Below are 12,801 nucleotides of genomic sequence, written 5' to 3'. Positions count from 1 at the left end.
TTTTACGATATTATCATTGCGCTATCGATCTGTGTAAACACATGATCATTCATAGCTTGGCCATCTAGCGCAGTCACTACAGTTCTATTGGGTACATTTACGATATAACCATTCCCTGCTAAGATCAGTAGTGCGTCTTTGGCACCTTTGGATGCAGCTTTATCAATCGCATTGTTCATTTTCTCAATTTGCTCTGGTTTTAGCTGAATGCCGCGTTCTTTTAACCTGACCTCAGCATGATGACTAAACTTTACAAATTGATCTTGGAATAGTTTCTGAAAAGTAGGATTTCCAGCAAGCGGTACCTGCTGCATTGGAGTTCTTCTCGTTGAACTGGGAGAAACCGCATTAGGATAAAGTTGACCTATAGATATTCGCTCTGTCATTCTGTTTCTCCAGCGTTTTCAATTTTCTTTAACTTATCAAGGGAAACTTCCACACCATTCACAGTGGCAAATTGATTCCCATCTTTAAAAGTTATCGAATCTACTACGCCAGACATCTCAGTTGTAACACCTGATGCATCTGTTCCAGTCCATGAAATTGACTTACCAATTAATCCGGACACGAAGCCTAATGATTGTCTCATCAGTTTCATCTCACTAGCCATATTCGTCAATTGCTCTACCGAAGTAAATTGAGCCATTTGAGCGATAAACTCTTTGTCTTGTAAAGGCTGTGTAGGATCCTGATTCTGAAGCTGTGTTATTAATATTTTCAGGAAATCATCCTTACCCAGGGTTGTACTGTCTTTCTCTTTGGTTTTCGCGCTAGTCCCTTTATTAATCAGATCAGCAACATTACCTACGATTGGATTTGTAGCCATACGTTCACCTCCAACAATTCATTCTACTTCAGTTAGGCAATGACATCGAAGGAATTACCGTTTGCATGATTGCGAAGCTGCGCGATTTGTTCCATATCTTCTTTAAACTCAATAGCATCCACTTCAATTTCACCCGAGCGATTCTTAGGCTGACGTTGCGATTGATTGAAGGTTTGCGGTTGTCGTTGTTCTTGGAACATGTTTGAAGACATATTTTGGCTTTGCGTAACTTCTAATTTCTCAACCTGTAAGCCTTGTGTAAGTAGCGCTTGACGTAATTGAGGCAACTGGCTTTCTAGCATTTGTTTCCCTGCCAAGGTATCTGCTGCAAACTGGGCAAATAGTTGTCCATCATGCATAGAAATTTTCACATCTACATGTCCTAAATTCTTAGGAAACAAAGATAATTTAGCTTCAGAGAATCCTTCAGACATCGTAATTTTCATGTTTTTCAAAACATGTGCCGTCATCTCATCCGTGAAGTTAGCAGCTGTTAACACCGGTACTGGCGTTTTATCTGCTGCACTCGTCACATGTTGAGATTTCTGTAGATCACCAATCGTAACGATCGTATTTGTTCCCGTAGTTGTCTCAATTGGCAGATCAACCAGTGGTCCAATTGTCGGTTCCGATGTGTCATTTGACTGCTCACTTACTACTAATGGAATGTGCTTAATTGCAAATTTATCTTGTTTTGGCTGAAGTGATTGCAGATTTACGGAAAGACTATTGTCTAGCGACGAGTCACTTTCACGATTGTTTATGTACTTATTGGAACCAATTCTGCCATTGGATGGCGTGTGTTCCTTAGTTCCAGCGACAGGCCCAATTGACTCAATTGAACTAGTTGCCATGTCACCGACAGTTAGCTTCTGACCTTTTCCTACTTCTGCCAAAATCTCTGGAATTAACGGTTGAATTGTACTTGCAAGTTCTGAATTCAAGAAATTGAGAATCGGATTGTCTGGCTGCTGCTTGGATAAAGCTGACAGTGTCAACAATGTATTCTGTGCTTTCAAACTCAGCGAATTATTCGTTGGTTGCTGCCACATTGCTAGATTTCCAACCGCGAGTGGGTTTGTCGTGTTACTTAGTGCAGCTAACAAATCCTCTGCATCATCAAACCACTTTTTCACTTTAGGATCTTGCAGTAATTTGTCAGCAAGTTCAGAATTACCATTCATTGCTTCTATAAGCAATTCAGGCAAAGTACCATCCGACGAAGTCACTTTTGAATCTTGTGCCACATCCGTTTGTATCGGCATTACCAAGCTTTGAAGCATTTGTAACATCATACTCATGGAAAGCTCAGATTCTGATGGTTGTCCTTCACCCATTGGTACTGTCTCTTGGGCGGTTTGGTCAGAAAGAAGTGCTGAAAAGCTATCCGTCGTTCCAATCCCTTTCGAAGTCCCTTTACCTGCAGAAGTTGCTCCGGGTTGCGCGACTGGTACTGAAGTCATCTGTACGTCCATTCTTTTCACCTCCCTTCCCTCATTCACCTGCATGCTATGGAACAAGCTTGGCAGCAATCGATGCTGCAATTTCTTTATTCGCATCTGACAGTGCCGACATTACTTTAGAACGTGATGAATTATCCATCCCACTTAAAATGGATAAAACTTTGGCCGGGTTGGATTTGTTCATCTCCAGTAGAACGTTTGAAGCGCTTTTTGGTGTCATATTGGCAAATGTTTGACCAAGATCCGAAGTACTTACCGTGCTTGTCGCTGCCTTGGCATCCTTCGTGTTATTCGTGGCTAATCTTTCTTGTAAGGCAGCTATTTCTTTATCACGAACTGGCACGATATCTTTTAAACCAATCGAAGCAGCGGCTGCTTTAGCAGCATCCATTTTCTCAAGGATCGCTCCTCGGTTATCTGCTTTCATCATAGAGAACACCAATACCATTTCATTTGGAGTTAATGCCTCAATGATCGGAGCAACTTTACTAGGCGTCATCTTTGCGTACATATTGGCAAGCTGTGTAATTTGATTCGTGTACTCTTCTTCCGATTGCGTTTTATCTTTTAACTTCTCCTCAAGTTCGGTAACCTTCGCTACTGCTGCTTTTAGAGATGCATCTTTATTCTCAGTCGTGGAATCCGCTTTTTGTAATGCTGCTGTCAATTCATTTACTCGGGCATTCAGCTTCGCAATTTCATCCTCTTTCAGTTTTACATTTTGCTCAGAGGATACTGTTTTACCGTCAGTTGTCACTGGTGCAGTTTCTTTTGGCGCTGGGACTATTAATCCAACGACAGGTGTGTTGTGCAATGCTTTTTGAATACTACTTTTGATATCATAATCAAAAATTGAAAGCAGCACGAAGAGTAAAACCGCCGTAAACACAAAGGGGATGACAAACCATATCAAAAATCGTTCCAGTGCACTATAAGATGCACCCTCTACGCTTGTATCGGCCATCTCTTCGTCCCTCCTTATCTAGCTTAATACGATAACCGCCTAAAGCGATTTGTAGCCATTTCATCAAGAGCATCCTGTTCTTTTTTAGCGACCATGAATTGGAATTGGTTATGTGCTTTTTCTCTTGCTTTAGTCCATACTTTTTCATCAATCATTTTCACAGACAAATGTTCTTGCTTCTCAGTTACGATATGTTTAGCTTGTTTAACATCCTGATGCTTGCGAGCAATTTGTTTGTCCACATGATTCATATAGCTCTGCATGAGCAGCATGTTCGATATCGACACAGAATGGCTAGTTGCTTGAATCATTTCATTGTGCAAGTTTTCCTTCTGCTCGAACAATCCGTTTAAGTTCGTTTCTTCATTCCTTAACTGCCCCATTGCCTCAGATAAAATCCATTCTGCTTGCGTTCGTTCATTATTCTTCAAATCGACAATTTGCTGGAAAGAGTAGCGAAAACTCATCTAGGATCCTCATCCCTTATAAAATTCTTGGATTAAACGTTCTTGAGCTTCTTCGTATGTTAACTTTTCACTTGTTCGTTGTTTCGTGAAATTCCAAATGGCTTCAATGTTATCCATCGCTATATCAATATTTGGATTAGAACCTTTTTGGTACGCCCCGATATTGATTAGATCTTCCGAATCTTTATATATAGAGAGAAGACGCTTAAGTTGATCGGCAGCTTCCATGTGTTCTGACGGTACAATTTCTTTCATAACTCGACTTACACTTGATAAGACATCGATCGCAGGATAGTGGCCCTTGTTTGCAATACTTCGGTTCAGGACGATATGACCATCCAAGATTCCTCGGACCGCATCTGCGATAGGTTCATTCATATCATCACCATCAACAAGCACCGTGTAAAATGCAGTAATGGAACCCTTCGCACCTGTACCTGACCTTTCTAGAAGCCTAGGTAGCATAGCGAACACGGATGGTGTGTATCCCCGAGTAGCTGGAGGTTCACCAACGGCTAGTCCCACCTCACGTTGCGCCATAGCAAATCGTGTTACGGAATCCATCATCATCATGACATTTAAGCCGCGATCTCTAAAATACTCAGCAATACTTGTCGCAATCATTGCGCCTTTAATCCGAATTAATGCGGGTTGGTCGGATGTCGCAACGATGACAACGGATCTCGCCAAACCTTCTGGACCCAGATCACGCTCAATGAAATCCAACACTTCTCTGCCACGCTCTCCAATGAGAGCAATAACATTGACATCGGCAGACGTATTGCGGGCTATCATTCCCATTAAAGTACTTTTCCCAACACCTGAGCCTGCAAAAATACCAACACGTTGACCTTTACCAATTGTCAATAATCCATCTATACAACGGACACCAACAGAAATTGGATTGAGTACACGTGGGCGCGTTAACGGATTACTCGGTAAATTATTTGTCGAATACTGCGCCATCCTTGAAGGCAGATAGGAGCCATCTAACGGTTGACCTAAACCGTCTAAAACTTTTCCCAAAAGCTCATGTCCAACCTGAACTGTTAATGGTTTACCTGTGCCAACAACATCACAACCAGGTCCAATAGAATCGAGATCACCAAGCGGCATTAGAATAACTTTGTTGCTTCGAAAACCGACCACTTCCGCTTTTAATGGTTTATTCGATTTATGCGGATAGATATAACATAGATCACCAATACTGACATCAGGACCTTCAGATTCAACTGTAAGTCCAATAACTTGCGTCACTTTACCGTTTACCCTAATTGGATCAATCGTTTGTAAAACTTCTTTGTATTTATCCACCTTCGGGATCGATGTCTGTGTCATTATGATTCCTCACTTTGTAAGGCCAGTTGCTGGAGCGTTGACTTAATCTCTTTCAGCTGAGTATCAATTCTCGCGTCTATGCTTCCGTACGATGAGCGAATTACGCAACCTTGATCTTGTACAGAAGAATCCGGTATAATTTCGAGTTCGGCTTGTGAATCAATCGATGTGATCAATTCTTCTCTAGCATCCTGGATATACGCGAACTGTGAAGGCGCTACACATAAAGTAATAATTCCCTTTTCGCGTCGGCGAGCGAGTATTTTCTGAATGAACTCAATTACCCAACCAGGCTCGAGCGAAAGTTGACGAACAATAATTTTTTCTGCAATGGATGTGCTTAATTCTATTAGAAAAGGTTCTGACTCTTGGATAATTTGTTGCTTCAGCTTATAAGATAATTCAAGTATGGATCTCGCTTCAGCCAACATTTCATCGTATTCTTTTCGAAGAGCACTCTCCGCTTGAGCAGCACCTTGACGATAACCTTCATCAAATCCTACTTGCTTCGAAGCATTCGCTAGTTCTACATCTTCAGCTCGCTTACTTTCCCACCAACTCGCAATGTCGGATTCTGTTTCTTGGCGGATTAACGCACATTCTCGCTTTGCCTGTTCAATTTGGTCACTGGCAAAAGCTTCAGCATCATCCAAGATTTGCTTTTTTAATGAGGTTGCATCGTTAATCTCAATTTGCATTTCCGGTGACATGCTACTTTCAACAGCGGGAGTTTCTGGAACAGCCTCTGTTTGAGTGGCAAGCGATTCAAAAATCTTTTTACTTTCCATCGGATAATATGCGAATGATTTAATGACATTAGACAATAATATCATCTCCTCCACCACGTGCGATGATGATTTCACCCGACTCTTCTAAACGACGAATCGTAGCCACGATACGTGTTTGTGCTTCTTCCACATCACGCAATCGAACTGGCCCCATAAATTCCATTTCTTCTTTGAAAGTCTCCGCCATACGCTTGGACATGTTTTTGAATAACACATCACGAACCTCTTCACTCGCAACTTTAAGAGCAAGTTGCAAATCAGCATTTTCAATGTCACGGATAATACGTTGAATCGAACGATTGTCGATATTGACGATATCTTCGAATACGAACATCCGTTTCTTGATTTCTTCAGCAAGTTCTGGATCTTGAATTTCTAATGAGTCGAGAATCGTACGTTCCGTTCCGCGATCAACACCATTCAAGATTTGAACGATAGATGCGATACCACCAGCATTTGTGTAATCCTGTGTAACAGTCGAGGACAGCTTCTGTTCTAACACGCGTTCCACCTGTGAAATAACTTCTGGTGATGTACTGTCCATGAGTGCAATCCGTTTAGCAACATCAGCTTGTTTCTCCTGTGGGAGTGACGACAAAATGATCGATGCTTGTTCAGCTTGCAGATAAGATAAAACGAGTGCAATTGTTTGCGAATTCTCATTCTGAATGAAGTTGAGAATTTGCGCTGGGTCTGCTTTCCGTGCAAAGTCAAAAGGTCTTACTTGAAGTGTAGCTGTCAGGCGATTGATGATATCAAGCGCTTTTTGAGAACCTAGTGCCTTCTCCAAAATATCCTTGGCATAAGCGATTCCACCTTGAGAGATAAATTCTTGTGCCAAACAAATTTGGTGAAACTCGGCAAGAATTGAATCCTTTTCTAAAGTATCTACTTTACGTACATTCGCTATTTCAAGTGTTAATTGTTCAATTTCTTCTTCACGTAAATGTTTGAAAATTTGTGCTGAAACCTCAGGGCCTAAACTGATCAAAAGAATAGCTGCCTTTTGTCGTCCGGTCAACCCTTGTAAAGCGGCTCTGGCCATACAAGTGCACCTCTATTCGTCTACTAACCAAGTACGCAGCAAGTTAACAAATTCTTCCGGCCGCTTTCTTGCAAGCGTTTCGAGCTGCTTACGCACTTGATTGTCATTCGTTACATTTTCAATATCAATCGTTGGAAGCTCTGCCTTTTGAGAAGCAACATCCATTTCTTGATCAATCAGAAGTTGTTGTGCTGCTTTCTTGCGTCTTCTAATTGCAAACCCAATAAATGCTCCAATGGCTAGTGCCGCTAACGCTAATGCACCATAAGTCAAGTAAGTAGATGTCTTCGTTGCACTTGCATCGGAAGATCTTACAAATGAGTGAGCAAAAACCGTAACTTTTTTCTGCAATTCATCGTCTGTATAAGTAGTCTTATTATCAGCTAGTGCAGTTCTCACAATATTCACTAGCGCATTCTGAATGGCTGTTTTCGTTTCAGCAGTTAAAGAGTTCGGATCATCTCTTACTGGAGGCTCGATGCCGACATTAATACTTACATCCTTCACTACATACGGTGTAGAGATAATGTCATTTGTAATGCGATCCACTTCATAGTTAACTGTCTTACTGTTTTTCTCTGATGTTGAGTTCCCATTGTTTGCAGTCCCTGGATAACCAGGTACATCCGTTGCGCCGGTACCAGGAACACCGCCTGTTTCCGTGCCTTTATTTTGATACGACTCATTCGCTTCTTGGAGGGAGATTTCAATTCCTTTTTGATCAACTTGGTTCGGTGCCCTTACAAGTTGTTCTTTGGTTTTCTTCTGATCAAAATTCATCGTTGTAAATACACTGACACTCACTTTATCGCGTCCAAACATCGTACCCAACATCGAGTTGATGTTCTTCTGTAAATCATTTCGGAACTGGGTATTAATATCTGTATCTCTCGGTGTGCTATTAGCTTCGCCACTGAACTTATACGAGAGTAAATTTTGATCAGAAATGGAAATGTTCTCAATCGGTAGATTCTTAATACTATGAGATACTAAATTGTAAATCGTATCTACTTTGGGTTGATCTAAGGAATAACCCTGCTTGATTTGTAAAACAACAGATGCTGTTGCTTTCTCCGCCTGCTGCTGTAGGAATGGACCTTCCTCTGGAAGAGAAATGTTTACCTTAGAGCTTGAAATGGCTTGATTCGCATTAATAAGTTGTTGAAGTTCACCTTGTATCGCGCTCAAGTACTTCACTTTGAATTCATTATCCGTGATACCGAATGAACTACTTCCACTAAAAACTTCAAAGCCTAGGGAACCGTTCTTATTCAACCCTTGAGATTCTACTGCAAGTTTGACATTGGCTACTTCACTTGTCGGCACTTCTATGCTTTTTCCATCAGCACTCAGATGATAAGGTATTTTCGCTGTATCTAGATAAGATTTGATATTGGCTGCATCACTGGGCTGCAATTCTGTATATGCCAACGAATAATCTGTTTTCGACAAATTAACACTTATAATGGCAGCTGTTAGAATCAATAAGAACACAGTAGCTATAAAAATAATTTTCGTCGTCCGGTTATAACGATTCCAGTATTGCTTCACCTTTTCCCAGTACTGGAGCAGGTTCTCGTTCACTCTGTCACCTCATTGACCCAAATTTAGCAGCATCTCTATAGTTACAGCTGCATTCTCATGATTTCTTGGTACGCCTCGAGCACTTTATTTCTGACCTGAACAGTAAGTTCGAGTCCTAATGAAGCTTTCTCCGAGGCAATTGTCAATTGATGTACATCTGAAAGTTCCCCTTTAATGAAGCTTTCGTTCAACTGATCGACTTGCTTTTGCTGTGCACTCAAATTGGTCATCGCCTCGTTCAGAAATGAGCCGAATTTCTTACCTAAATCATCTGCTCCCTCACCCGCGTTATCCTTCGGACTAATAGAACTCATTATATTTATCGGACTGTAACTAATTTTGTCAATCATCACGTATCCTCCTATCTACCAATTTCCAAAGCTTTAGTAATCATCGCTTTACTTGCATTTAATGCTGTTACATTGGCTTCATAAGATCTCGTTGCTGAAATCATATCCACCATTTCTTTGGTAATATCCACGTTCGGCATGTAGACGAATCCATTGGTATCTGCATCAGGATGCGAAGGATTGTACACTTGTTTTAATGGTGATTTGTCTTCAAATATCTTATTCACTCGAACTCCCTCACCCGTTCCATCCGCCATCGCTGAATTCAGTGACTGGGCGAAACTAGGCTGAGATTTCGTCTCGAATGAAACTAACTTTCTCGTGTAAGGCATCCATTTTCCATCAACAAACCTTGCTCTTGTCGTATCCGCGTTGGCAATATTGGACGAAACAACATCCATACGCAGGCGCTGCGCAGTCAAAGCAGATGCACTAATGTCAAATCCGTTTGTAAGTCTCATCGTTTATTACCTGCCCCCAATGACCGTACGAAGTTTTTTGAAATCGCTATTCATCTGTTGAATCATCGTATTGTATTTAAGTTGATTTTTGGCCATCAATGACATTTCGTAATCCATGTCCACATTGTTTAAGTTGTTGTTTATTGCTGTCGAATTATCTGATTTAATTTCGGTATTTGGTAATGTTGTCGTTTTCCCAATTACAAAATGCCTTGGATCTGTACGAAAGCCATCTATTGAAGGTGTATTCGCATTCATTTGTCCTTGTAAGAGCTCTTCAAATGCAACATCGGAACGTTTAAAGTTAGGAGTATCCACATTGGCAATGTTATTCGCCGCCACTTTTTGCCTTAGCGTCGATGCATCCAGCGAACGCTCCATCATATTCCAACTAGGCTTGTCTAATAAAGACATAAACGATTCCCCTTCACTCTAAATAATATTCAGTTACTATTTCAACATTGGCAGAATTGATTCCTTCTTATTTCGACATTATTCTCAATTCTTGATACAAAATAGTTCTATATGTAGAATTTTGTAAACCTTTGACTTATACTCTTTATCATCTAAGATATTACGATAAGTTACAATAAGAAAAAAGCCCTATCTTTTTACCAGATAGGGCTTTACCATTTATTATTATAATTTTGACTTCATCTGTTCAATGCTTTGCATCAGTTGTTCATTTAATATACGGATATAAGTGCCTTTCATTCCTAGTGATCGCGTTTCAATCACGCCAGCACTTTCCAGTTTACGCAGCGCATTTACAATAACAGAACGAGTTATACCCACTCGGTCTGCAATTTTACTCGCCACCAACAATCCTTCCTTGCCATCCAGTTCCTCAAAAATATGTTCAACAGCTTCCATTTCACTGAAAGACAATGAGCCAATTGCAACTTGAACAACTGCTTTGCTGCGGGCTTCTTCTTCAATCTCTTCCGCGCGCTCTCGCAATATTTCCATTGCAATAACCGTTGAACCATATTCTGCGAGAACCAGATCATCATCAATAAAGTGACCTTCGCTTCGACTTAGAATCAAGGTGCCCAAACGATCGCCACCACCAATAATTGGCACTAAAGTTGTATGCGTCGCTGGAAACATATCCTTCATCTGGTCTGTATAATAAAAATACGGACTGTCTGGCTCCGATGTAGATGAAGTCTCTTCGATTTTTAGCAATAAATTGTTAGATTCAATCGGGAACCTGCGTTCGATTAGAATCGTTTGATTCATTTCAGGAGACACAGGATCATTCGTAACCGCATAGCCTAAAATTTTACCTTTACGGCTAACCACATAAATATTTGCGATGACGACATCTCTAAGTACTTCTGCCATATCCATAAAGCTAACCGCATTGCCCGCTTCTTTTTGGAGCAAACGATTCAGCCTTCTTGTTTTATTTAATAAACTCATGTAACTGCCTCCTACTAACTGCAACCTGCTTATTTCTTATAAGATATACTGACTTAAATCTCTATTTTGAACAATACTGCTTAGTTTCTCACGTACATAAGCTGGATTGATCACTAGTGACTCTAATGTAATTTCGGGTGCTTCAAAAGATAAATCTTCCAACAATTTTTCTAAAATTGTATGTAAACGACGAGCTCCAATATTTTCTGTTTGTTGATTTACTTCAACGGCAATACGAGCAATTTCATGAATAGCTTCCTCTGCAAATTCAATCGTTATACCTTCCGTTTGCAACAAAGCTGTATATTGTTTAGTCAAAGCATTCTTAGGCTCCGTTAAAATCGAAACGAAGTCTTCTAATGTTAAATCGCTTAGTTCGACTCGAATTGGGAATCTGCCCTGCAGTTCTGGAATGAGATCAGATGGCTTGGCAATATGAAAAGCTCCTGCCCCAATAAATAACACATAATCTGTTTTAACAGAACCGTACTTAGTTACAACCGTAGAACCCTCTACAATAGGTAAGATATCTCTTTGAACACCCTCACGCGAAATATCCGGTCCACTTCCACCGCGGCTGCTGCTTGCTATTTTATCAATTTCATCTATAAAAATAATTCCACTTTGCTCCGCACGGTTGATCGATTCCTGGATCACATCGTCCATATCAATTAATTTCTGTGCTTCTTCTTGTGTTAGAACTTTTCTAGCTTCTTTCACAAGCAGTTTCCGTTTTTTCATCTTTTTGGGCAGCAGACTCCCGAACATTTCTTGCATATTCATCCCTGCTTGTTCATTACCTTGACCACCAAGCATATCAAGCATGGAAGGCGTTGCGTCTTCCACTTCAATTTCTACATGATCGTTTTCTAATTTACCATTGGATAATTGTTCGGCAACTTGAGCTCTTTTAGAAGCCAGATTTGAATCAGGCGGCGTCTCATCTTGCTCATCTTTATTTTGCCCGCCAAACAACATCTCAAGCGGGTTACGTTGTGTTTTGGCACGGGTAGGACTCGGAGCAAGTAAAGTAACTAATCGCTCATTAGCGAGCTTCTCAGCACGATCCTTGACCTTTTCCATACGTTCAGCTTTGACCATACGTACTGATGTCTCAACCAAGTCACGTACCATCGATTCTACATCACGGCCCACGTAGCCCACTTCAGTGAATTTCGTCGCTTCAACTTTAATAAAAGGTGCGCCAACCAGCTTCGCAAGTCTCCGTGCAATTTCTGTTTTCCCAACACCAGTAGGTCCAATCATGAGGATGTTTTTCGGTACAATTTCATCTCTCATGCTTTCGTCAACCAAATTTCTCCGATATCGATTTCGCAGTGCGATCGCAACGGATTTCTTCGCTTTTTTCTGCCCCACAATGTATCGATCCAGTTCTTGGACAATTTGTTTAGGGGTAAGAGAGCTGTTTGCCATATGTGATACCCTCCTTAAATGTAGGCTAAAGTTAATTGATCAATTGAGAGCGTGTGCTAATTCCGCTTAAGAAACATACGTTCTAGTCTATTCAATCTCTTCAACAATAATATTATGGTTGGTAAACACACAAATTTCAGCTGCTGTCGTCAACGACGCGTGGGCAATTTCTTTCGCACTAAGCTGAGGTGCATGTCGGTGCAGCGCTCTACCTGCCGCGAGTGCAAAGCTCCCGCCAGAACCAATAGCCAAAATGCCATCATCGGGTTCAATTACTTCTCCATTACCGGACAGCAGTAAAAGTCCTGAAGCATCCATGACGATCATCATAGCTTCCAGTCTCCGCAGCACACGATCTTGACGCCAATCCTTCGTTAGCTCAACTGCAGCACGTTGAAGATTACCATGGTGTTCTTCCAGCTTGCCTTCAAACTTCTCAAAAAGCGTTATCGCATCAGCAACGGAACCGGCGAAACCAGCAATGACTTTCCCTCTATGTAAACGCCGTACTTTTTTGGCCGTGCTCTTCATGATCATACTATTGCCAAATGTCACTTGCCCGTCACCGGCTATAGCTCCCTTACCTTGATGACGAATTGCAAATATCGTTGTCGCATGAAACGTTGCTTGATTGGGTTCCATTTCGATTCACCCCT

The 12,801-nt window shown here is 41.1% G+C and carries 15 protein-coding genes; all 15 read right to left on the bottom strand.

The genetic code is table 11. The annotated features are described in order from the left end of the window. Window positions 1-2: 2 nt before the first annotated feature. Window positions 3-386, bottom strand: coding sequence for a TIGR02530 family flagellar biosynthesis protein (locus tag ACSQ8O_RS18270; RefSeq protein ID WP_436242788.1), 384 nt, complete (start codon window positions 384-386; stop codon window positions 3-5). Next, entirely contained in the window at window positions 383-826 is a 444-nt protein-coding gene (locus tag ACSQ8O_RS18265; RefSeq protein ID WP_173108387.1) for a flagellar hook capping FlgD N-terminal domain-containing protein, read from the bottom strand. Before ACSQ8O_RS18265 ends, ACSQ8O_RS18270 begins: the two co-directional genes overlap by 4 nt. Before the next feature lie 32 nt (window positions 827-858). Beyond that, the gene (locus tag ACSQ8O_RS18260; protein ID WP_436242787.1) at window positions 859-2,301 is read right to left on the bottom strand and encodes a flagellar hook-length control protein FliK; all 1,443 of its coding nucleotides are present in this window, start codon (window positions 2,299-2,301) and stop codon (window positions 859-861) included. 34 nt (window positions 2,302-2,335) lie between these two features. Further along, window positions 2,336-3,253, bottom strand: a complete 918-nt coding sequence (locus tag ACSQ8O_RS18255; protein WP_436242786.1) for a MotE family protein — start codon at window positions 3,251-3,253, stop codon at window positions 2,336-2,338. A 23-nt stretch (window positions 3,254-3,276) separates the two neighbouring features. After that, entirely contained in the window at window positions 3,277-3,720 is a 444-nt protein-coding gene (gene fliJ / locus ACSQ8O_RS18250; RefSeq protein WP_436242785.1) for a flagellar export protein FliJ, read from the bottom strand. Window positions 3,721-3,729: 9 nt separating this feature from the next. Beyond that, complete coding sequence (fliI, locus tag ACSQ8O_RS18245; RefSeq protein WP_056624929.1) at window positions 3,730-5,058, bottom strand: flagellar protein export ATPase FliI; 1,329 nt, start codon at window positions 5,056-5,058, stop codon at window positions 3,730-3,732. Then, window positions 5,058-5,903 carry a FliH/SctL family protein gene (locus ACSQ8O_RS18240; RefSeq protein ID WP_436242784.1) on the bottom strand — a complete coding sequence of 282 codons (846 nt, stop codon included), beginning with the start codon at window positions 5,901-5,903 and terminating at the stop codon, window positions 5,058-5,060. Before ACSQ8O_RS18240 ends, fliI begins: the two co-directional genes overlap by 1 nt. Next, window positions 5,875-6,891, bottom strand: coding sequence for a flagellar motor switch protein FliG (gene fliG, locus ACSQ8O_RS18235; protein ID WP_068662580.1), 1,017 nt, complete (start codon window positions 6,889-6,891; stop codon window positions 5,875-5,877). Before fliG ends, ACSQ8O_RS18240 begins: the two co-directional genes overlap by 29 nt. A gap of 12 nt (window positions 6,892-6,903) precedes the next feature. Beyond that, window positions 6,904-8,475, bottom strand: coding sequence for a flagellar basal-body MS-ring/collar protein FliF (gene fliF, locus ACSQ8O_RS18230; protein WP_436242783.1), 1,572 nt, complete (start codon window positions 8,473-8,475; stop codon window positions 6,904-6,906). Window positions 8,476-8,516: 41 nt separating this feature from the next. After that, entirely contained in the window at window positions 8,517-8,825 is a 309-nt protein-coding gene (gene fliE / locus ACSQ8O_RS18225; RefSeq protein WP_056624917.1) for a flagellar hook-basal body complex protein FliE, read from the bottom strand. Window positions 8,826-8,836: 11 nt separating this feature from the next. Then, window positions 8,837-9,286 carry a flagellar basal body rod protein FlgC gene (gene flgC / locus ACSQ8O_RS18220; RefSeq protein ID WP_056624912.1) on the bottom strand — a complete coding sequence of 150 codons (450 nt, stop codon included), beginning with the start codon at window positions 9,284-9,286 and terminating at the stop codon, window positions 8,837-8,839. Window positions 9,287-9,292: 6 nt separating this feature from the next. Continuing rightward, complete coding sequence (gene flgB / locus ACSQ8O_RS18215) at window positions 9,293-9,700, bottom strand: flagellar basal body rod protein FlgB (protein WP_056624910.1); 408 nt, start codon at window positions 9,698-9,700, stop codon at window positions 9,293-9,295. A 225-nt stretch (window positions 9,701-9,925) separates the two neighbouring features. Next, window positions 9,926-10,711 (bottom strand): GTP-sensing pleiotropic transcriptional regulator CodY, encoded by a 786-nt coding sequence (codY, locus tag ACSQ8O_RS18210; RefSeq protein WP_056624907.1) that lies wholly within the window; start codon window positions 10,709-10,711, stop codon window positions 9,926-9,928. 36 nt (window positions 10,712-10,747) lie between these two features. Continuing rightward, window positions 10,748-12,145 (bottom strand): ATP-dependent protease ATPase subunit HslU, encoded by a 1,398-nt coding sequence (hslU, locus tag ACSQ8O_RS18205; protein WP_056624904.1) that lies wholly within the window; start codon window positions 12,143-12,145, stop codon window positions 10,748-10,750. A gap of 87 nt (window positions 12,146-12,232) precedes the next feature. Continuing rightward, window positions 12,233-12,787, bottom strand: coding sequence for an ATP-dependent protease subunit HslV (gene hslV / locus ACSQ8O_RS18200; RefSeq protein WP_436242782.1), 555 nt, complete (start codon window positions 12,785-12,787; stop codon window positions 12,233-12,235). Window positions 12,788-12,801: the final 14 nt, after the last annotated feature.

It is taken from the genome of Paenibacillus sp. LjRoot56 (genome assembly GCF_964253335.1).
Classification (GTDB): domain Bacteria; phylum Bacillota; class Bacilli; order Paenibacillales; family NBRC-103111; genus Paenibacillus_E; species Paenibacillus_E allorhizoplanae.
The sequence above is the reverse complement of the archived record's forward strand: the minus strand, read 5'-3'. Positions and strand labels throughout refer to the sequence as shown.

Coding starts and splice junctions, on each gene's coding strand:
- fliG (WP_068662580.1), bottom strand. CDS start 6,891: ATGGCCAGAGCCGCTTTACAAGGGTTGACCGGACGACAAAAGGCAGCT.
- ACSQ8O_RS18270 (WP_436242788.1), bottom strand. CDS start 386: ATGACAGAGCGAATATCTATAGGTCAACTTTATCCTAATGCGGTTTCT.
- flgB (WP_056624910.1), bottom strand. CDS start 9,700: ATGTCTTTATTAGACAAGCCTAGTTGGAATATGATGGAGCGTTCGCTG.
- codY (WP_056624907.1), bottom strand. CDS start 10,711: ATGAGTTTATTAAATAAAACAAGAAGGCTGAATCGTTTGCTCCAAAAA.
- fliI (WP_056624929.1), bottom strand. CDS start 5,058: ATGACACAGACATCGATCCCGAAGGTGGATAAATACAAAGAAGTTTTA.
- fliJ (WP_436242785.1), bottom strand. CDS start 3,720: ATGAGTTTTCGCTACTCTTTCCAGCAAATTGTCGATTTGAAGAATAAT.
- ACSQ8O_RS18265 (WP_173108387.1), bottom strand. CDS start 826: ATGGCTACAAATCCAATCGTAGGTAATGTTGCTGATCTGATTAATAAA.
- ACSQ8O_RS18260 (WP_436242787.1), bottom strand. CDS start 2,301: ATGGACGTACAGATGACTTCAGTACCAGTCGCGCAACCCGGAGCAACT.
- hslV (WP_436242782.1), bottom strand. CDS start 12,787: ATGGAACCCAATCAAGCAACGTTTCATGCGACAACGATATTTGCAATT.
- flgC (WP_056624912.1), bottom strand. CDS start 9,286: ATGAGACTTACAAACGGATTTGACATTAGTGCATCTGCTTTGACTGCG.
- fliE (WP_056624917.1), bottom strand. CDS start 8,825: ATGATTGACAAAATTAGTTACAGTCCGATAAATATAATGAGTTCTATT.
- hslU (WP_056624904.1), bottom strand. CDS start 12,145: ATGGCAAACAGCTCTCTTACCCCTAAACAAATTGTCCAAGAACTGGAT.
- ACSQ8O_RS18255 (WP_436242786.1), bottom strand. CDS start 3,253: ATGGCCGATACAAGCGTAGAGGGTGCATCTTATAGTGCACTGGAACGA.